General features: G+C 59.4%; 18 protein-coding genes and 1 pseudogene. 6 read left to right on the top strand and 13 right to left on the bottom strand.

The window, feature by feature from the left end; all coding sequences use genetic code 11:
• Nucleotides 1-24: 24 nt before the first annotated feature.
• Together ispD and ACOYW1_RS19190 are read left to right on the top strand one after the other, a co-directional pair.
• Nucleotides 25-741 carry a 2-C-methyl-D-erythritol 4-phosphate cytidylyltransferase gene (ispD, locus tag ACOYW1_RS19195; protein WP_482419320.1) on the top strand — a complete coding sequence of 239 codons (717 nt, stop codon included), beginning with the start codon at nt 25-27 and terminating at the stop codon, nt 739-741.
• 351 nt (nt 742-1,092) lie between these two features.
• Complete coding sequence (locus ACOYW1_RS19190) at nt 1,093-1,359, top strand: hypothetical protein (protein WP_482419319.1); 267 nt, start codon at nt 1,093-1,095, stop codon at nt 1,357-1,359.
• 20 nt (nt 1,360-1,379) lie between these two features.
• Here ACOYW1_RS19190 and ACOYW1_RS19185 read toward each other — a convergent pair whose 3' ends face one another.
• The 13 genes from ACOYW1_RS19185 to ACOYW1_RS19125 form a co-directional block, all read right to left on the bottom strand.
• Nucleotides 1,380-2,465 carry an ABC transporter ATP-binding protein gene (locus ACOYW1_RS19185; protein ID WP_482419318.1) on the bottom strand — a complete coding sequence of 362 codons (1,086 nt, stop codon included), beginning with the start codon at nt 2,463-2,465 and terminating at the stop codon, nt 1,380-1,382.
• A complete protein-coding gene (locus tag ACOYW1_RS19180; RefSeq protein ID WP_482423769.1) occupies nt 2,462-2,623 on the bottom strand; it encodes an oligopeptide/dipeptide ABC transporter ATP-binding protein in 162 nt (53 codons plus the stop codon). Before ACOYW1_RS19180 ends, ACOYW1_RS19185 begins: the two co-directional genes overlap by 4 nt.
• A complete protein-coding gene (locus tag ACOYW1_RS19175) occupies nt 2,623-3,447 on the bottom strand; it encodes an ABC transporter ATP-binding protein (RefSeq protein WP_482419317.1) in 825 nt (274 codons plus the stop codon). The genes ACOYW1_RS19180 and ACOYW1_RS19175 overlap by 1 nt, the downstream gene beginning before the upstream one ends.
• Before the next feature lie 15 nt (nt 3,448-3,462).
• A complete protein-coding gene (locus ACOYW1_RS19170) occupies nt 3,463-4,383 on the bottom strand; it encodes an ABC transporter permease (protein WP_482417393.1) in 921 nt (306 codons plus the stop codon).
• Nucleotides 4,367-5,356, bottom strand: coding sequence for an ABC transporter permease (locus ACOYW1_RS19165; protein ID WP_482419316.1), 990 nt, complete (start codon nt 5,354-5,356; stop codon nt 4,367-4,369). Before ACOYW1_RS19165 ends, ACOYW1_RS19170 begins: the two co-directional genes overlap by 17 nt.
• Before the next feature lie 288 nt (nt 5,357-5,644).
• Nucleotides 5,645-6,733, bottom strand: a complete 1,089-nt coding sequence (locus tag ACOYW1_RS19160) for an ABC transporter substrate-binding protein (RefSeq protein WP_482419315.1) — start codon at nt 6,731-6,733, stop codon at nt 5,645-5,647.
• Nucleotides 6,702-7,097 carry an ABC transporter substrate-binding protein gene (locus ACOYW1_RS19155; RefSeq protein ID WP_482419314.1) on the bottom strand — a complete coding sequence of 132 codons (396 nt, stop codon included), beginning with the start codon at nt 7,095-7,097 and terminating at the stop codon, nt 6,702-6,704. Before ACOYW1_RS19155 ends, ACOYW1_RS19160 begins: the two co-directional genes overlap by 32 nt.
• Nucleotides 7,098-7,789: 692 nt before the next feature.
• A complete protein-coding gene (locus ACOYW1_RS19150; RefSeq protein WP_482419313.1) occupies nt 7,790-8,188 on the bottom strand; it encodes a flagellar protein FlaG in 399 nt (132 codons plus the stop codon).
• A gap of 104 nt (nt 8,189-8,292) precedes the next feature.
• Nucleotides 8,293-8,607: a hypothetical protein gene (locus tag ACOYW1_RS19145; RefSeq protein ID WP_482419312.1), complete on the bottom strand. Its 315-nt coding sequence runs from the start codon at nt 8,605-8,607 to the stop codon at nt 8,293-8,295.
• Entirely contained in the window at nt 8,588-9,025 is a 438-nt protein-coding gene (gene fliS, locus ACOYW1_RS19140; RefSeq protein WP_482419311.1) for a flagellar export chaperone FliS, read from the bottom strand. Before fliS ends, ACOYW1_RS19145 begins: the two co-directional genes overlap by 20 nt.
• Before the next feature lie 57 nt (nt 9,026-9,082).
• Nucleotides 9,083-10,525, bottom strand: coding sequence for a flagellar filament capping protein FliD (fliD, locus tag ACOYW1_RS19135; protein ID WP_482417387.1), 1,443 nt, complete (start codon nt 10,523-10,525; stop codon nt 9,083-9,085).
• Nucleotides 10,526-10,745: 220 nt separating this feature from the next.
• Nucleotides 10,746-12,395 carry a flagellin N-terminal helical domain-containing protein gene (locus tag ACOYW1_RS19130; RefSeq protein ID WP_482419310.1) on the bottom strand — a complete coding sequence of 550 codons (1,650 nt, stop codon included), beginning with the start codon at nt 12,393-12,395 and terminating at the stop codon, nt 10,746-10,748.
• 314 nt (nt 12,396-12,709) lie between these two features.
• The gene (locus ACOYW1_RS19125) at nt 12,710-13,021 is read right to left on the bottom strand and encodes a hypothetical protein (protein ID WP_482419309.1); all 312 of its coding nucleotides are present in this window, start codon (nt 13,019-13,021) and stop codon (nt 12,710-12,712) included.
• Between the two features lie 579 nt (nt 13,022-13,600).
• On the opposite strand from ACOYW1_RS19125, the gene ACOYW1_RS19120 reads away from it, so the two are divergent.
• The 4 genes and pseudogenes from ACOYW1_RS19120 to ACOYW1_RS19105 form a co-directional block, all read left to right on the top strand.
• Nucleotides 13,601-16,600 carry a sigma-54 interaction domain-containing protein gene (locus ACOYW1_RS19120; protein ID WP_482419308.1) on the top strand — a complete coding sequence of 1,000 codons (3,000 nt, stop codon included), beginning with the start codon at nt 13,601-13,603 and terminating at the stop codon, nt 16,598-16,600.
• A gap of 382 nt (nt 16,601-16,982) precedes the next feature.
• Entirely contained in the window at nt 16,983-17,984 is a 1,002-nt protein-coding gene (locus ACOYW1_RS19115; protein WP_482423768.1) for a TRAP transporter substrate-binding protein, read from the top strand.
• 123 nt (nt 17,985-18,107) lie between these two features.
• Nucleotides 18,108-18,632, top strand: coding sequence for a TRAP transporter small permease (locus tag ACOYW1_RS19110; RefSeq protein ID WP_180140518.1), 525 nt, complete (start codon nt 18,108-18,110; stop codon nt 18,630-18,632).
• A 73-nt stretch (nt 18,633-18,705) separates the two neighbouring features.
• A pseudogene (locus ACOYW1_RS19105) lies at nt 18,706-19,386 on the top strand (TRAP transporter large permease subunit); the annotation flags it as partial.
• Nucleotides 19,387-19,408 lie beyond the last annotated feature (22 nt).

The raw sequence follows: 19,408 nt of genomic DNA, 5'->3' as shown, positions 1-19,408 counted from the left end.
CGGCTTCGGAAAAAAGGGGGGGCAATGCAGATCGCCGCCATTATCGTTGCCGGAGGCAAGGGGCTCCGCATGGGGGCCGAGACCCGAAAGCAATACCTGAAGCTGGACGGGGTCCCCATTCTTGTGCGGACCCTGAACGCCTTTCTCTCCTGCCCGAAAATCCATCGCATCATCCTGGCCGCTCCGGCCGATGATTTTCCGTTTATCCGATCAGAACTTCTTTCTCTGCTGCCCGGAGGGGACCGTGTGGTCCTGGCCGCGGGCGGGGCCGAGCGCCAGGAGTCCGTGTACAGCGGCTTAAAGGCCCTGGGCACTGATTTTAAAGGGTTGGTGGCGGTCCATGACGGGGTGCGTCCCTTTGTGTCTGAAGAGGAGATCCTGAGGGTGTGTGAAGCGGCTTCAGGGTGCGGAGCCGCCATTCTGGCCGTGCCTGCCTTTGAGACCCTCAAGCGGGTGGGCAGGGGAGGGGCCATCGCAGGGACTCTGTCCCGGGACGGCCTCTGGATGGCCCAGACTCCCCAGGTGTTTCATGCCGACCTTCTTTCCCGCGCCCACGATGAGGCCCGGGCCCAGGGCGTGCTGGGTACGGACGACGCCTCCCTGGTGGAGCGCCTGGGGCACACCGTGGAGGTGGTGACAGGCAGTCGGTGCAACATCAAGATCACCACGCCGGATGACCTGGACCTCGCGTCCCTTTTTCTCCCCCGTTTTCCTCTTTCCATAGAACGCTCAGCAGGGTGACAGGCTTTGTTTTAGCGTAACTGTCTTTAAATGCATTTGAATTGTGCTATTTTGCAAGTAAAGGTGGGTGCTGTCTTGGGGTCGGTGGGTAGTCTTTCGGTTTGCCTTGGACCTGCGATTGTGCTACAACAGAACTCCGGCTAACCGCATACGGAAAATGGCGCCTCAGGGTGGGCGCCTGTCCGATACCACCTTTTCTCTCCCCACTTGCCCATGGAGCCGCAATGATCGGACAATCCCAGGAGATGGCTGACAGACGTGCCCACAGGCGTTACCGCGCCGGTGACGGGGCTTATGCTGCATTGTCTCCGGCCTCAAGCAAGGTGGGCCCCATTGTGGATATCAGCATGGATGGCTTCGTTTTGCAGTTGCCACGCCGAGCAACCCAAGGAGCCTGTGGAGACCCATATCTACGTGGGGGACAACGGGTTCTACCTGGAAAAGATGCCCTACGAGACCGTGGAAGACGTGGAGATCGACAACCCCTCTTCCCTCTCCTCCATCATCATGCGCCAGCGGCGGGTGCGGTTCGTAGATCTCAGCGCCAACCAGAAGGCCCAGCTCCAATACTTCATCGCTCACCGCACCTCCAAGCAGGAGGAGGTTGAGGCCGGGTAGTTTTTTTAAGAAAACGGTTGTTAAAACGCCAAAGGGCGCACACGAAAGCTTGCTTCGTGTGCGCCCTTTTTTTGTGCGGTTATGGAATTGCGGTCTAAAGAACCCCGATCCTGGTGGCAGGCCACAAGGCCTGTGCCGCAGGGATTCACCTTGGGGATCTCCCGGATGCAGCGTTCATCCGCGTGGGGGCACCGTCCGTGGAACACGCATCCCGTGGGCAGGTTGATGGGGGAGGGCACCTCCCCTTTCAGGCTGATGTGGCTCTTGTTCCCGCTCAGTTTGGGGATGGCGCTGAGAAGGGCCTTGGTGTAGGGGTGTCGCGGCTCTGTGTAGAGGGTCTCGGCATCGGCAAGTTCGCAGAGGCTACCCAGGTACATCACGGCCACCCGGCTGCTGATGTGGCGTACCACCGAGAGGTCGTGGGAGATGAACATGTAGGAGAGGCCGCGCTTTTCCTGGGTCTCCATGAGAAGGTTGAGGATCTGGGCCTGCACAGAGACGTCCAGGGCGCTGATGGGCTCGTCGGCCACGATAAAGGCGGGGTCCACAACCAGGGCACGGGCGATGCTGACGCGCTGGCGCTGGCCCCCGGAGAATTCGTGGGGATAGCGCTGGGCCCACATGGGATCCACCCCCACCTGCTCCATGACTTCGGCGATGCGGTCCTTGACCTCCCCGTTGCTGATGCCGGGGTTGTGGAACCGCAGGGGCTCCTCCAGGGTCTTTTTGACGGTGAGCCGGGGGTTCAGGGAGGAGTAGGGGTCCTGGAACACCATCTGCATCTTGGACCGGTAGGGCATCATGGCCTTGGATGAGAGGTTGTCGATGCGGTTGCCCCGAAAGAGGATCTCTCCGCTGTCGGGCTGGTGGATGCCGATGACGCAGCGCGCCAGGGTGGACTTGCCGCACCCGCTCTCCCCGACCACGCTCAAGGTCTCCCCTTCCAGGATATCCAGGCTGATGCTGTTCACCGCCTGGACCACCGTGCTGTGGAGGCTGAGCTTTCCGCCCTGGAGGCGAAGCTTTTCCAGAAATCCTCCGGAGATGTCGAAGTGCTTGACGACGTTTTTCAGTGTAAGGATGGGCTTGGTGGATTCTGTTGTCATGATGCAAGGTCTCCCGAGACTAAATGGCATGCGGCCATGTGGCCTGTTTGTTCATCCGCAAGGGCCGCCTCGGGCCGTTTGGTCATGCAGATCTTTCCCTTCATGGGGCAGCGTGGATTAAATGCGCAGCCGCTGGGAATGTCCGTGAGGGTGGGCATCATTCCCGGGATCTGGTAGAGGGCTTCCCCGGGTTTACGGCTCTCCGGCAGGGCCTCGGACGCCAGGCTGGGGTGAAGGGTGCGTTCGGGGTGTTGATGATGGCCTGGGTGGGCCCGGTCTCAATGACCCGCCCTGCGTACATGACGGCGATGCGGTCGGTGACCTCGGCCACGACCCCAAGGTCGTGGGTGATGAGGATCAGGCTCATGCCGTCGGAGTCGCACAGCTCGATGAGCAGGTCCATGATCTCGGCCTGGATGGTGACGTCCAGGGCCGTGGTGGGCTCATCGGCGATGATGATGTCCGGGTCGGTGAGCAGGCTGATGGCGATGATGATCCTCTGGCGCATGCCCCCGGAGAACTCATGGGGGTACTGGGCCAGGCGCTTCTCCGGGGAGGGGATGTGCACGCGGGCCAGCTTTTCCAGGGCGATGCGCTCGGCCTCTTCCTTGGATACATCCATGTGGGCGTGGATGGCCTCGGTCATCTGCGTGCCGATGGTCAGCACGGGGTTCAGGGCCATCATGGGGTCCTGGAAGATCATGCTGATGCGGTTTCCGCGGATGTCCCGCATCTTCTCTTCGGAGTAGGCGGAGATCTCTGAGTCGCGGAAGCGGATGGTGCCTCCGGCGATAAAGCCGGGCTTTCGGATCAGCTTGATGATGGAAAAGCCCATGACCGATTTACCGGCCCCGCTTTCTCCCACGATCCCTAAGCGCTCCCCCTTGGCCAGGGAGAGGGAGAGGTTGTCGATGGCCGTGACCTCTCCGGTGCGAAGGGCGAATTTGACGTCAAGGTTCTGTATATCGAGTATCGGTTCCATGATTGGGTGTCGCCTTTATCCTTTGTAAAGCTTGGGGTTGAGCACATCCCTGAGCCAGTCCCCGAGGAGGTTGATGACAAGGACGAGGACCACGAGAAAGAGGCCGGGAAAGAGGGTGATCCACCAGACACCGCTGAAGATGTATTCAAATCCGGCGTTGATCAGAGAGCCCAGGGAGGGTCGGTTCACGGGCATGCCCAGGCCGAGGAAGGATAGGGCGGCCTCGCTCATGATGGCGTTGGCCACCTGGACCGTGGAGATGACCAGCACCGAGCTCATGGTGTTGGGCAGGATGTGGCGGAACATGATGCGCAGGCGGGAAAGCCCCACCACCCGAGCGGCTTCCACGTACTCCTTGCCCTTTTCTCCCAGCACCGAGGCGCGGACCGTCCGGGCGTACTGGGGCCACTCGGCAATACCGATGATCACCACCAGCAAAGGGACGGCCAGATCGTTGTAGCGGTTCTCACCGAACACTGTCTGGAAGATGGCGCTGATGAGGATGGCCACCATCATGGTGGCAAAGGAGAGCTGGATATCGGCCATGCGCATGAGAAAGTTGTCCAGCCTGCCCCCTAAATAGCCCGCAAAGAGCCCCACGGTGATTCCGAGAAATGCCTGGAGTACCACGGCTCCCAGACCGATGAGCACCGACAGGCGCATGCCGTACATCATGGTGGAAAGAAGGTCCCGACCCTGCTGGTCCGTGCCCAGGAGGAAGGTGGAGGAACCGCCATCCATCCAGGCCGGGGGAAGCTCCGAATTCAAGATGTCGATGGTTTCGGAGTCGTACGGGTTGTAAGGGGCGAGAAGGGGGGCCGAGAAGCTGACGATCATGAGCACCAGCAGAATGGCGAAGCTGACCACAGCGATTTTGTCCCGCTTGAAGCTATAAAAAAAGTACGAATCTTTGAAATTTCTAAGTGACTGTTTCATTTTCTCCCCGATACCCGGATGGTGGGATTGACGAGACCATAGCAACCAGCACCACCATGGTGTTGACGACGACAAAGAGAGCGCCCACAAAGATGATGTAGGCCACCAGAAGGGTGGTGTCGGAGCGCTGGACCGCTTCAAGGAACATAAAGCCCATGCCGGTCCACTGAAAAACCGTTTCGGTGAGGATGGTGTAGGCCAGCATGATGCCCAGCTGGACGCCGCCCACGGTGATGACGGGCAGCAGGGTGTTCTTGAAGGCGTGCACGAACCAGATGCGCTGCTTTTTGAGGCCCTTTGCGTAGGCAAACCGAATGTATTCGGTCTCCAGGACCTCCATCATCTCCGAGCGGATGAGCCGGATGAAGAGCGGCAGCATGATGGAGGAGAGGGCGATGGCCGGCATGACGAGGTGCTTCAGGCCGTCCAGGGTGAGAAGGCCTGTCTGCCATCCCCACAGGTTCACCGTGTCCCCCCTGCCGTAGGAGGGAAACCATTCAAGGGTCACCGAAAAGAGGTAGATCATGAGAATGGCGGTGAGGAAGACCGGGATGGAGACCCCCACGATGCTGGTGCCCATGGTGAGGCGTGAAAACCAGTGGCGGGGGTTGATGGCGGCGAAGATGCCTGCGGGCACGGAGATGAGGATCACGATGAGGCTGGCGGCAAAGACCAGCTCAATGGTGGCCGGTGCCTTGGCCAGGATCACGTGTAAGGCCTGTTTCTTGTGGATGAAGCTGGTGCCTAAGTCCCCGTGGGCGGCGTTTTTGAGAAACCGTCCGTACTGGGTGAAGAAGGGGTCGTTCAGTCCCATCTGGTCCCGGAGCTGCTCGCGCTCCTGAACCGACACCCGGACCCCCACCATGTCCCGGACGGGGTCGCCGAACTGGTGTTTGATGGAGAAGCCCAGCAAGCTGATGACCAGCATGACGAACAGTGCCTGTAAAATGCGTTTTACGGTAAATGCAAACATGGGTATGGTCGCGTCCTTAATTGTCACGGTGCGAGGGGCGTGCGTTGGTGCGGCACTGGGCCGCAACGCTTCCCGTGGGCGTTCTACCCGCTGCCTGCCGGTGTCCTGTGCGGGCACCGGCAGGCAGCGGGTACAGCTGGCGAGGAATATGTTCCCTCACCGGTAAACGAAACGCTCGTATTCAAGCATACATGGGCGGTGAAATGCAAATGAATCCGCCAAAATAAATGGCCGGTTCAACCGGAAGATATCGGTGGAACCGGCCAGGGAGCGTCTATTTTACATCCCTTACTTGACGACGAGATCGCCGAGGTAGGGGAAGTTCATGGTGTTGACAATGGGCTCGATGTCGAGGTTATTTTTCGAGGCCCAGGCCAGGTTCTGCCAGTGCAGGGGCACGAAGGCCGCCTCGTCGTAAAGGGTCTGCTCGATCTCCTGGAGCATGGCGGTACGTTTGGCCGTGTCGGTCTCGGACTGGGCGGCCAGGGTGAGCTCATCTACGCGAGCGTTGCAGTACGTCCCGCTGTTGTACTGGCCGTAGCCGGTCTCGGTGTTGATGCACATGGTGAGGTACTCGGTGAAGTTGCCGGAGTCTTCGGTATCCGCGTGCCATCCGATGAGCTGGATGTCGGCCACCTTGGCGTCGAATTCATCCCAGTACTGGGCCTTGGGCATGGTCTGCAAGGTCACCTTGATGTTGATCTTGGCCAGCATGTTGGCTGCTGCTTCTGCGATCTTGGCATCGTTGACGTAGCGGTTGTTGGGGGAGATCATGGAGCACTCGAAGCCGTTTTCGTAGCCGGCTTCTTTCATGAGGGCCTTGGCCTTTTCCAGATCGTAGCGGGGCACCAGGTTCTCTTTGTAGCCCAGGTAGCCTTTGGGGCTCTGCTGACCTGCAGTGGTGGCAAACCCTTTCATGATGTTTTTGACGATGCCTTCGTTGTTGATGGCATGGACAATGGCCTGGCGAACGCGTACGTCCTTGAACTCGGGGCGCCGGGTCTGGTTGAGCTGAAGGGTGATGATTCGGGTGCCGCCCATGGTAACGAGCTTGGTTTTTTCGTTGCTTTCAATCTGGTTGAAGTCCTGGGGGGAGACGGGGTAGATGAAGTCGGTGTCTCCGGAGAGCAGCGAGGCCACGCGGGTGGCGGTGTTCTTGATGGGGGTGAGCACGATTTTTTCCACGTTGCCGGGGGAGGCCTTGTCCCAGTAATCGGCGTAGCGCTCGTAAACGGTCTTGACGCCGTGTTCGCGGGAGATGACGCGGAAGGGGCCGGTGCCGGACTCGTGGTTGAGGGCAAAGGAGGGGCCGCTCTTGACCTGGGCGTCCTTGGGCTGACCGTTTTCATCGGTGCCGGTGTAGAAGACGCTGTCCATGGGGAAGATGTAGGAGGAGGGGGTAGGGACGCTTGGTGACGATGTCGATGGTGTGGTCGTCGACGATGTTGATGCTCTCAAAGGGCTCGAAAAGGCCTTTGTAGTCGATGCTTTTCTGGAGACGCTTGAAGGTCCAGACCACGTCCTTGGCGGTGAAGGGGTTGCCGCTGTGGAAGGTAACGCCTTTTCTCAGCCAGAATCGGACGGTCAACGGGTCCAGGCGCTCCCACTTTTCTGCGAGCCTGCCCTCAATGGACATGTCGCGGGTCCAGCGGACCAAGGGATCGAAGGCCACGTGGGAGTATGCCAGCATGCCGCCGGAGAGCTGAATATGGGGGTCCAGGGAGACCGGGTCGGCGTCCATGGCAAGATGGACCGTTGTGTTTAACGTTGTCTTTACTTCTTCTTCCGGTTTTGAACATCCCGATACCAAAAGGGCCGCTCCCATGAGCAGGATGGATGTCAGTGCCAGTATCGTTACGTTCGCGGCAGGTTTCCTGAAATTAGTGTGTTGTTAAAAAAACGGTCCGTAGGCTCCGCGGTGTCCTCCGTGGGGAGGCGCAGGGTGTCCCGGAGTAGGGGACATGTGCGGAGCTTCGGTCGTTGTTTCAGCTGCGGAAAAAGCGCCGGTGCATATCCGGTGCTGTGATCCGCTATCTCTTCCCAAAATCGCTTCGTGTGCCGTATTTCGCTTAGGTGTGCCTCCGGTATGAAATGACTTATTATTCTAGCACCATACCAGGGTTAAGTTGTAAAAATTAGCAAAAAAAAACATGAAAAGCAAATGAATTCAACAATGTTCTTAGGGGGTAACAGTGCGTTTGGGGGGCGATGATGGTCCATTATCTCGGCGAGATGACACAGAAAACACCAGGGAGACAGGACCCCGATTCCGAAAAAAAGTGAAAGCCTGGGGAACATAAATCGGCAGGGCCGCCCGTTAGGCGAGGGGGAAGGGGACGCTGCGGAAAAAGGATGCATGTCTCCTGTTCCGGTAAGACCGGCTTCAAAGGGAGGTGTGACGGGCAAGAATCGGGTGTGGGGGGGAGTGGGCCGTTACACTTTTTCGTCGAAGATGATGCCGACCATCTCTTCGATTTTTGCTGCCAGGTCAAGGACCTGCTTGGCAGGGATTTCACGGATAACCTCTTCGGTATCGCGGTTCGTGATCCGAACCATGGTGCGACCGGTTTCGTCATGCCGCGTGAAATTCAGGCCGACGGCGTGCAGGGTGTCCAGGTCCCGGGAGATTTCGTCAAGGGTCTCCTGGGAGAGGTTTTCTTCGCGAAGCCGGTCTTCCCGGTCGCTGCGCACTTTTTCCTGGCGCTCCTCGGTGCTGGCCTTGTTGTCCGAGGTGGCCCCGGATCCGGGGGCTCTGCGGACGGGTTCCGTGGCAGAGACATCATCCCGTCTTTGGGGCATCTGGGGTTGAACGTTCGATACGGTTTGCATCATGGTGAACTCTCTTTATCCATGCGCCCTGAAGGGTGCAAAGGCTCGCCTTGGCAGGGCCTGGTTTTTCCAAAGGTTTGTGACGGCAGGGTCGATGCCGCCTTGTGTCAATACGGGGAGGCATAGGCTCCCCGGATTCGCTTTTTGTTTGCCGAGGCAGTGAGCTGGGACCGGATGGCGCCCATCTCTTCTTCAATGCGCAGGGCAAGGTGCCGGCTCCGTTCCAGGATGCGGGAAAGGAGATCGGCGTGGGACCTGTCCATGGGCAGCTCCTTGAGCTTGCCCACCAGGTCGGCCTGGCACCGGGCCAGGGTGAAGAGGGCCTCGGGGTCGGCGGAGGTCAGGGACGTCTCCACCTGGTCCATGAGGGCCTCCATGCGTGCCATGACATCGGCCGGGGTCTCAGATGGCAACACAGACACCACAGCTCTCCCTCGGCTTTTCAGGGCGCCTTACCGACGACTGGCGTCGGGTGCGCGAGGCCTCGGTAAAACCTTCGTTGAGGCTTACGAGGAGGGCCTCCACCTCATGGAGGGGCTCGGTGCGGTTGTGGATGTTCGCCTCGGTGAGGCGCCGGACCATGTAGTCGTACAGAGCGGCGAGGTTTTCGGCGATCTCCCCACCGCGCTCCATGTCGAGGGCGGTGCTGAGCTCGGTGATGATGGCCAGGACTTTGGAGATGTACTCCCCTTTGAGCGCCGGTCGTTTTTCCTCGATGCCCCGCACGGCCAGGTGGATGAACTTGATGGCCCCTTCGTAGAGCATGATGAGGATACGATCCTGGGGAAGGTCCTCTCGGGCGGCCGATGCGGCATATGCACTGTAGGTCATGGGTGTCATGGGTGTGAACTCCTTCAACTGTAACGGAAACTAAGGTGAGTGGCACCGGTTCCGGTTCTACTCTTTGGATACCCCGGGCAAAGCCTTCAACTGCGAGGCGAGGTGATCGCTTGTGACTTTGTATTCGGCAAGCAGGCTCTCAAGGGAGTTGAACTTGTTCCGAAGTCTCTCCTCGGAACGTTCCGCCTTGTCCCCGATGCGCGTAATCTGCTTGTCGATGCTGCCGATCTTGGTTTTGAGGCCCTTGCTCCCGGAGGCTAAGATGCCGCCTGTGGGGTCGTTGAACCCTTCGATGAGGGTGCACATGCGAACCGCAAATCCCTCTTCCCCTTCGTCGATGCTGGTAAAAAACCGCTTCAGGTCGTCGGGGTGTTCTTCAAGGGCTCGGGAAAGGGTCTCCTGGTTCAGTTCCAGATAGGGCTTGCCGTACTCGGGATCTTCTTTGTCCGTGACCCGCCGCATGGTCACCCCGACATCGGAAAGATAGCGGAAGCTGTCGTTTCCGGACACTGTGCCCGCGGTGGAGCGGGTCAGGGCGCCGTTAATGCGGTTGGCGGTCTGGTCGCCGAAGAGGGTGCCCTGCTCTTCCCCTTCGCCGTTGTACTTCTGGCTGTTGAAGAAGAAGGTGAGGACATTGTTGTACTTTTCCACAAAGGTTTCGAGCTTCTCGGAGATGGCTCCCTGGTCCAGTGCCACGTTGAAGGTGGTGGCCGGGGCTGTCCCGGAGAGGGTCAGGGTGACGTCCTTGACCACGTCTTCGATGGTGTTGGAGGGCCGGTGGATTCCCTGGACCCCGTCCACGGAGATGATGGCATCCTTGGCTTCCTGGGTCACGGAAAAGGCCTTGTCTCCGGCTCCTTCCCCTTCCTCGTCTCCGTAGGCCACCAGGGCGGAGAGCCCGGCGTTATCCCCTGTGTCCCCGTCTTCGTCTTCGATCACGTCAACGGAGATGGTGTTGGCCGCTCCGGTGTCGTTGGCCGACAGGGTCAGGAAATGATGGGTGCCGTCAAAGATCACCCCGGCCGTCACAGCGCCTTTTTCGGCGTTGATGGCGTTGGCCAGGTCGTGGAGGGAGAAGTTGGCCCCTGCTGTGATCTCCATGGGATCGCCGTCGCCCACCTGGATGCTCAGGGTCCCGCCACCGGGAAGCGCGTCTTCCGTGAAGGGCCCGGCAGCCAGCTTCTGGCTCGTGGCCAGCTGATGGACTTCCAGGCTGTAGGTTCCGGTCCGGGCAAAGGATCCGGCGGAGACGGTGTAGCTCTCGGGGTCGGGGCTGGTGGCCGTGCGGGCGGTGTAGGCGCTGGGGTACCGGAGGGAGCGGGCAGCGTTGCTGAGGCCGGAGAGCTCCTTCGACAGGTTGGCGTATGCGGAGATCAGGACCTTGAAGTCCTCTTTCTTCGCTTCCAACGCTTTGACGGGTCTCTTTTCCACTTCGGTAATCTGTTCGACGATGCCGTCGAGATCGATCCCCGAAACGATGCCGCCTACCGACACTCCCATGATCCTGCTCCTTTGGCATCCGCCGTGGGGCGGCCCGATGCCTTTGTGAACGTTTTTCGGTGAACACGGTTCCTGCAAAAGGTGTCGGGGAAAGCCCCCGGGCGATTGAGATCGCCCAGGGGCTTTTTTGACTATGCAGGTTCCCTGTGCACTCGTTTTATCCTGAACAACCGGATAAAGGCAAACCTTCTCTTACTGAGGGTGAGACGGTTCCTTATTGTTACCCGATCAGGCTGAGAACGGACTGCGGCAGCTGGTTCGCCTGTGCAAGCATGGCGGTACCGGCCTGCTGCATGACCTGGAGTTTGGTCATGTTGGCCGTCTCGGAGGCGAAGTCCGTATCAAGGATACGGGAACGTGACGCACTCAGGTTCTCAGAAACGTTGGAGAGGTTCTGGATGGTGGAGTCAAAACGGTTCTGGACCGCACCCAGGTTGGCGCGCATGTCGTCCACCTGGCGGATGGCGCTGTCCACCGACTTGATGGTTTCGTTGGCCGCTTCCACCGTGGAGACGTCGGCGTTGGCAATGGAGCCCTTGGCCTGGACGTTGTCCTCGGAGAGGGTTGCGAAACCGGCGTCCGTGGCGTTGGTGCCGGACAGGCTCAGGGTGTCTGAGGCCGTCAGGGAGACAGAACCGGTGATGCGCAGGTCGTTGAAGTTAGAGTCAAAGGAGGTGGACTTCACGCCGCCGCCGAAGACGAGGTTGGTGACTTCCGCGTTGGTGGTGCTCAGCACGATGTCACGGCCGTCGTCGGCAGCCAGGGTCAGCTCGCCGTCGTCATCCACGCTGGCGGTAACGCCGGTGAGGTGACTCTTGGCGTTGATGGCGTTGGTGAGGCTGCCGTCGGCGTCGTTCTCTTTGAAGTCTGCAGGGCCCACGCCCACACCGTTGATCATCAGGTCGCTGTTGCCGATGCGGCCGACGCCGACGTTGCTGGGGCCATCCCCTGCCACGGCAGAGCCGGAGTAGTCGGCGGCGTCCATGTCGGATGCCTGGAAGCTGGTGGACGCCTTGGCGTACACGCCCTCAAGGCTGGTGCCTTCCATGCCTTCGCCGGGATCTTCCTCGTTCATCTCGCGGATGTTGTTGATTCGATCGGCAATGGCCTTTGCACTACCGCTGCCGTAGTTGGCTGCGTTGGTGTCCTTGAGGTCGGCCGTGGAGGCGGAGGTGATGTCGCCGCCGTACTTGGCCTGGGCGATGTCCACAGAGGAGGCACCGTCCACCTGGACGCTGACGTCCCCGGCGGTGAGGGTGCTGCCTACGGCCCCTTCCTGGATACCGATGCTGCCGGCGTCGGCGGCGTCGTTGGTCAGGGAGACGCGGGAGGCGGTGGACTGTACGATGCCGGGCTGCTGGCCCAGGGCGTTGGCCTTGACGTTGACCAGGTCCACACCAATGGTCTCGTTGGCGTTGGCGCCCACCTGGAAGGTGAAGGTACCGGAGCTGCCGTTGAGGATGTTTTTGTTGTTGAAGGTGGTGGCTTCTGCGATTCGGTCGATCTCGGAAACCAGCTGGTCGATCTCAAGCTGGATGGATGCCCGGTCTTCAGCGGTGTTGGTGTCGTTGGCCGCCTGTACGGACAGTTCGCGAATTCGCTGGAGTCCGTTGGTGGTCTCCTGGAGGGCCCCTTCAGCGGTCTGGGCCAGGGAGATACCGTCGTTGGCGTTTCGAACCGCCTGGTTCAGGCCACGGATCTGGGAAGTCATACGGTCGGTAATGGCCAGGCCGGCGGCGTCGTCTTTTGCAGAGTTGATTCTCAGGCCGGAAGAGAGTCGCTGGAGCGATTTATTGAGGCCTGACGCGGTGTTACCCAGGTTACGCTGGGCGGTGAGAGAGGTGACGTTGGTGTTGATTGAAAGTGCCATGTGATTTCCTCCGTGAAATAAACTTTCAATGGTCGGCATCCGTGCCGTGAAGTCAACTTGTCGTATACCGTTTGGGGCGCCCTGTGTGGTTTTGGAAAATCCTTTTTCCAAAGGCTGGTGCCGGATCACCCGCGGTATAAAAAACATATCGGAGGATTTTTCGTATTCTTTAAATAAAAATGACGATGGGCTGTTGAAAAACAAGGAAGGAATAGGGCGGGATGACGGGGCTGGGATCCGAAAGAATAGAAATTCAATGTTTTGGGACGCCCCGGTCCTGTTGGGCCGGGGCATTTTTTTTGGCCCTTATTGACTTAAGAGTGTGGGATATCTGCGGGGCGATCCGGCTTTTTCGTGGGAGTGGAGAGCTCTTTGAGGTTGCGGATCAGCCAGCTTACCTCGTTGATGGGGTCGATGCCGAGGCCCGAGTGGCTGATGGAGAGGCGGTCAATCATGTAACCGAACAGGGCCGAAAGGTCGGTACCGTCCTCTCCCTGGGAGGGGGCGTGTTCCCGTGCCTCCTTGAGGTGGTTTAGGATCTTGACCACGGTGGAGATGTTTTTTTTCTGGCCCTCGGCTCCGCTGCAACGGGCAAGGGTGAGGTGGTCCATGGCGTCGTCGTACATGCGGACAAGCTCTTCCCGCCCAAGGGGTGAAGAGGGGTCGGGGGTTCGGTACAGGGGATGGGTGGATTAACTGGCCTCTCCCCTAATATAAGGAAACGATCAGATCTTGCGATCAACGGGTTGTTCGGGGTGCTGGTGTTCGGGCGGTGCGTCAGCGGCAAGGGGGGGCGGGGAAGGGCTCCGTCCAGGGAGAGTGGGAACGATGTCAGAATGTGTTTCGATGCGGCGTTTTAGTAAACAACGTACTGATATAGATAATACAACAGCTTGTATGTAAAAGCCATTACAAATAAACAACAGGTACATGCGGTCATCTCTGTTCAGATTGCACGGAAGCGTGGCTCATGTTTCGGATCATTGTCTTTTGTGCGCATAAATCGATCATGGAAATGCGTGTTTGAGGTGGCTCACCTCGCCGTCGGAGGCACGGACTTTGGCCATGGAAGGCTGCTATTGACGATGGGCCCTGAAGTGCCATATCGTCGGGGGTATACGTTTATTGTAAATGAAAACCTGCGCCCCTTGGCGTTGCTTCGGGTTATGCCGCGGTGCAGGCAATGTTTAAGAGCGGGGAGAGTTGTGCATCGTTTATCGGCATTGACGGAAGATCAGGTTGTCGCCTTGAGCGTGCTGGCGTTTGTGAGGTCCCATATCCATGAGTCCGTTCTTGCCGAATGGACGGGGAGCACCATCCGGGAGACGTCCCTTGCCCTTCGGGGGCTCCACGGGGCCGGGCTCGCACACGCCTGTGGGTCAGCGTGCTGGCAGCTGGACCCGGATGGGCTGGGTCGAGCTGAGATCAGGGCCCACCTCCCGACCCTGGAGGCCCGGGCCTACCGAGGAGGGCTTCTCTCCGAGATAGACCGGCTCCGCGGCCCTGACGAGATCGCTGTGTTTGAAGCCCTGGTGGCCGATATCTCCAACCGGCTGGAGGTATCGGTCACGGCCGGGCTCCGGGTGCTCCTCACCGAGACTCTGGAGCAGATGCTGGCTTTCTGCGACGAAGAGCGCACCCTGGAAAAATCCCGGGAAGAACTCTCCCGGTTTCTGGAGCTTGCCATTGCCATTCTCGGGCTCAGCCTTTATCTGGCCCGGAACCTCTCCCTTTCCATTCGCCTCTTCTTCTTTGCCAACGAAATCGCCATCCGCATCGGCGACATGCGCAAGCGCATTATCCTCAAGCTCAGCGAGGTCCTTCTGGATCACTTTACCGGGCGCTCTTCCCTCCAGGCCCTGCCGTCGCTCATGGAGAGCCAGGAGGCCATTGACGAGCTCGGGGACAACGATATCCTCTGTATCGCCGCCATGTTTCTCTCCTCCCTGCACTTCAATCAGGGGGACATGAAAAAGACCCTGCACTACTACAACGAGGTGGATCCGGCCTCCTATGTCTGGAACCTTAGGTACTACAAGGATCTTTCCGGCATTTACCCCTCGTCGGCGGCCCATTTTCTGGGGAAATTTCACCTGGCCATCGGCATTGCCAAATCCGCGTGCCGCACGGCTCACCTGAAGGGCAACGAGCTTACCGAAGGGTGGTGGTGCCTCCAGCTCACCATGGTTCTGGGGGACGCAGGTTGTGATCGCGGTGAGGTGGAAAAGTACCTGAACCGGGCCAGGAGTCTTCTGGACCCCCGGCTCCACGAGATGGCCTATGTCTTTTATCTCCATGTGACGGCCTGTACCCACAGCCGTTACGGCGAGATGGACAAGGCCTATGAGGCCCTGAAGGCGTACCACGCGTTTTTCACGTCCTGTGAATTTGAGCAGACCCTCTTTGGCCGCTCCCGTAGCTACGAGCTCAGTGTCGATTTTTTCAGGCGGGGGTATCCCCCCATCCCTTCGGTGGATGTGGAGGCAGAGACCCGGAAGAACCTCAACGGCGGGGACAAGATGATGCGCGGAGCCGCCCTGCGCCAGAAGGCCCTGTTGGCCTATGACGCTGGAAAACCCCTGCCCGTTGTGCGGCAGCTGCTTACGGAGAGCATGGAGGTGTTCCATGAGGCAGGCGGGACCATCCGTATTCCCCAGACCCGGCAGCTCCTGGAGCGGGTGGGGCGTCTGGAAAAAGAGGGGGCGGGCGGGCAGCGGCCTCCACTGTTTCTGGAAGAGATTGCCTGGCCCCAGGCAAAAATCGCGGAGCCGGAGCCGGGTGCCGGAAGCCTTACGCAGCGGTGCACCCGGCGGTTCAAGAAGCTCACGTCCCATAAGGACCCGTCGATTTTCTACCGCCAGCTTGTTACCATTATTCAAGAGGAGTTTGAGGCCGAACGGGTCATACTCGTTCAGGGGGTCGACGAGGGGGCGGTGACCGGTATCGCCGCATGCAATGTCTCCCGGGAGGAGCTGGACCACGGGGTGTGTACCTCCCTTCTTCCCCTGGCATCCCAGGCCATTGAGCCCAGGGTGAATCTGGAGTCCTTTGCCGCGGTTGCCATTCCCGTGAGCGTCCAGGGGGCGTCCACCTGGGTTCTGTATGCCGAGAGCCAGGAGACCTCCGGGCGGCTGGGGCGCCTGCTCGGGGAGATGGATGAACACCTGGCCCTGCTCATCACATCGGAGGTCCGCTCGGCGGTGATCCTGGAGGCTTCACAGCAGCAGCCCCGGTATTACCCCGTGCCCGGAGAGTCCTCCCACGAGCCCTTTTACGGCGTCTCCATGGCGCCCCTGCTGAAGAAGTCGGCCCAGGCGGCACGCACCGATGCCACCATCCTCATCCTGGGGGAGACCGGGGTGGGCAAGGAGCTTTTTGCCCGGCACATCCACTCGGAGAGCGGGCGCAAGGGCCCGTTTATCCCTGTGCATCCGGCGAGTATGGCAGAGTCTCTCATCGAAAGTGAGCTTTTTGGTCACGAAAAAGGGGCCTTTACCGGGGCGACTTCCCAGAAGGTTGGCTTTTTTGAGCTGGCCAACCAGGGGACCCTTTTTATCGATGAGGTGGGGGAAATCTCCCTGTCCCTTCAGGTCAAGCTCTTGCGGGTGCTCCAGAATCACAAGTTCACCCGGGTGGGGGGGACCAAGGAACACCTCTCCGATTTTCGGCTGATAGCCGCCACAAACAGGGATTTGAAACAGGACGTCATCGACGGAACCTTCCGGGAAGACCTTTTCTATCGTCTCTTTGTCCTGCCCTTTACCATTCCCCCTTTAAGGGAACGCTCAGAAGATATTGTCTATCTCGCCCAGATGTTTTTGACCCATTTTGCCAGGCGCTACGGAAAAACAGTGCTGAGTCTCACCCCGGGGCAGATCGCCGACCTTCAGTCACGCCCCTGGCAGGGGAATATCCGGGAGCTGAAAGGGATTATGGAAAGGGCCGTGATCCTCTCCTCCGGGGACCGGCTTGAGCTGTTCCCCGAGGCCCATGAGTCGTCTCCGTCTTTGCCTGCCCCTGTGGCAGGACCCGGTACGGAGCTCTTTGAGGGGCTGCCGACCTTAAAAGAGCTGGAAAAAAAGTACCTCGCCTATGTTCTGGGGCTTACGGGCGGCAAGGTGGCCGGTCCCGACGGCCTGGAAGGGGTGCTGCAAACCAAGCGCTCCACCATCTACGCAAAGCTTAAACGCCACGGCCTGATTTGAATGCCATGGGTCAGCCCCTTCCCTTTTGGGTGGCGTCTAAAAATCAAGACATGTGTTCATGGGCGTCCCGTTTTTTGGATCCAAAAAACGGGACGCTTCCTCCTCCTGCCCGGGCCTCCTCGCCGCGCCATGCCTGCTTTCCTCCCGCTGAGCTGTTCCGTGTCTTTTCTGCTTGATACCAAATATAGATGATGTGCCGCAGTGTTTGCACATGATGTGGTGTGTCTGGCCCGCGTGTGTCGATGGGACCCGAGGGGCCTTGTCCGGCATGTGGCATGGTTTGTGCCTTGATACCACGGCAAGAACAGGCCTTCGGTGGCCAATTCTCTGTGGAAGAATGATGTCAATATGATGATCCCAGACTTTGTTAGGAGGAAACGTGATGAAGAAAGTGGCTTTATGTGTGGCGATGCTGTTTCTGATGGCGGCGTTCAGTGCTCCGGCCTCAGCCAAGGTGGTCATGAACCTGGGGTGGCAGACAGCCGATGACAGCGCTTACGGCGAGCTGGTCACCATCTTTTCCGGGCTGGTGGATGAGTACACCGGCGGCGAGGTGGTGGTCAAGCGTCGTTGCTGCGGACAGATCGGGGGGGAGGAAGACGGCTTTAAATCCCTTCAGATCGGCATCGTGGACGGGTTTATCATCACCATGAACAACGTCTCTCCCCACTATCCCCTCATGGACGTGTTTGTCCTGCCGTATATCTTCAACAGCCTTGAGCATGCCTCCCAGGTGCTGGAAGGTCCCATCGGGGACCGGTTCCGGGATCAGCTCTACGCCAAGACCGGCGTCTACCTTCTCTCCTACAACGCGGTGGAGCCCCGGGACATGTACAACACCAAGCGCCCCATCCGCAGCATGGACGACATGAAGGGGCTCAAGCTCAGGGTTCCCAAGAACAAGATCATGATCAGCACCTTCCAGGCCTTCGGCGCAGAGCCTGTGCCCCTGGCGTGGTCGGAAATGTCCACGGCCCTTCAGACCGGCACGGTGGAAGGGGGCGACAACGGCACCTTCGTCATCCGCTCCCAGAAGTTTTTTGATTTGGCCGACAACCTCACCATCCTGGATCACTTCACCTCTTTTTCTCCTCTCTTCTGCAGCAAGCGGTTCCTGGGGAAGCTCAACGATGCCCAGCGTGAGGCCGTGATCAAGGCGGGCCGTGACGCCGGAAGGATTCACCGGGCCAATATGCTCAAGAAGATCGAGGAGTGCCGCACCTACCTTGAGGCAAACGGGATGAAGATCACCCGACCGGACCGCACGCCGTTTATCGAAGCGGCCCGCAAGCTTCAGGATGAGATCCTCTCCAAACGATCGGCCGAGTTCCGGGAGATTGTCGATCAGATCCGCGCGTCCTCCGGCAGCAAAACCGACGCATAGCCCCTCGCCAGGGCAATGATCGCGTCCACCTGCTGTTACCCGCTGCCCCGGGCCTTCCTGAACGCCCGGGGCAGCCCCTGAATTAAAAAATCCGGCTCTGTGCCATGAGTCAAGGAGCGTTTGATGTCCCCGTCAACCCTGATGCGCTGGTTCAACACGAAGTTCGAAAGCACCTTGTGCGTGATCTCCCTTGTGGTGATGTCCTGCTGCGTCTTTCTTCAGGTGATCCTGCGATACGTTTTTCATCAGTCTGCCCCGTGGGCAGAGGAGCTGGCCATTTACGGCATGGTGTTTTCCGTTTACTTCGGCACGGCCCTGGCCGTTACCGAAAAGAGCCATGTGCGTATCCTGAACCTGGTCCAGCTGTTCCCCAGAAAAATCGCCGTGGGCCTTATCGTGGCAGGCGATGCCGTCTGGTGCGCCTTTAATGTTTTTATGGTGTTTCACGGCGTGGAGTACGTGAAGGTCCTCTGGGGCACCCATTTTATCTCCCCGTCCCTGGGCATCGAGCAGCGGTGGCCCCAGGCCGTGGTGCCCTTTTGTTTTGCGCTGATGACCTTCCGGATCCTTCAGTTCTATTACCGATGGCTCCGCACCGGGACCTGTGAGCTGACCTGCGTCCTGCCCGGTGACGAACCCGTAAAATAAGGTCCGCCCGGGCGGCATGAAAAAAAAGACCACGCGCACCCCTTCGTGCATGATGTTTTAAGGAGTATGAATTATGAACGGACCTTTGTGGATGTCCATCGCCTTTGTGGGCTGCATGCTCATCGGCGTGCCCATTCCCTGGGCGGCCGGTGTCGCCACCGTCATCGGCCTGCACATTATCGATATCCCCTTTGCCCTGCTCAGCCAGACCGCTTACAACGCCTTTGAATCCTTTCCCCTGATGACCATCCCGCTGTTTGTGCTGGCCGGAAAGCTCATGGAAAAGGGGGGGATGTCCGAGCACCTCATCCACATCGCCCGTAAGATGGTCGGTTCCCTTCGGGGCGGGACCTCCCTTGTGACCATCGTGAGTTGCGGGCTCTTTGCTTCCCTTACGGGGTCCGGCCCCGCCACCACGGCGGCCATCGGCTCCATCACCATTCCGGCCATGGTGGACGAGGGGTACCCGAAAAAATTCGCCTCGGGGATCTCCGCCTCATCCGGGGCCCTGGGAAGCATCATCCCTCCCAGCAATCTGTTGATCATTTATGCCCTCATTGCCGAGGAGTCAGTGCCCAAGCTGTTTCTGGCCGGTCTGGTGCCGGGGTTTATGGTGATCCTCTTTCTGATCCTGACCTCCACCACCGTCTGCCGCGTGAGCGGGTTTGGCGGGAGGGTGGACGGCGACTTTTCCTTTGCCCCTCTCTTTCGGGCCCTCTGGGAAGGGAAGTGGGCCATCGGCGCGCCCCTGATCATCCTCAGCAGTCTGCCCGGCG

The organism is Desulfoluna sp. CYM3A, assembly GCF_056829965.1.
Note: the sequence above shows the minus strand (reverse complement) of the source record. Positions and strands in the feature narration are given on the sequence as shown.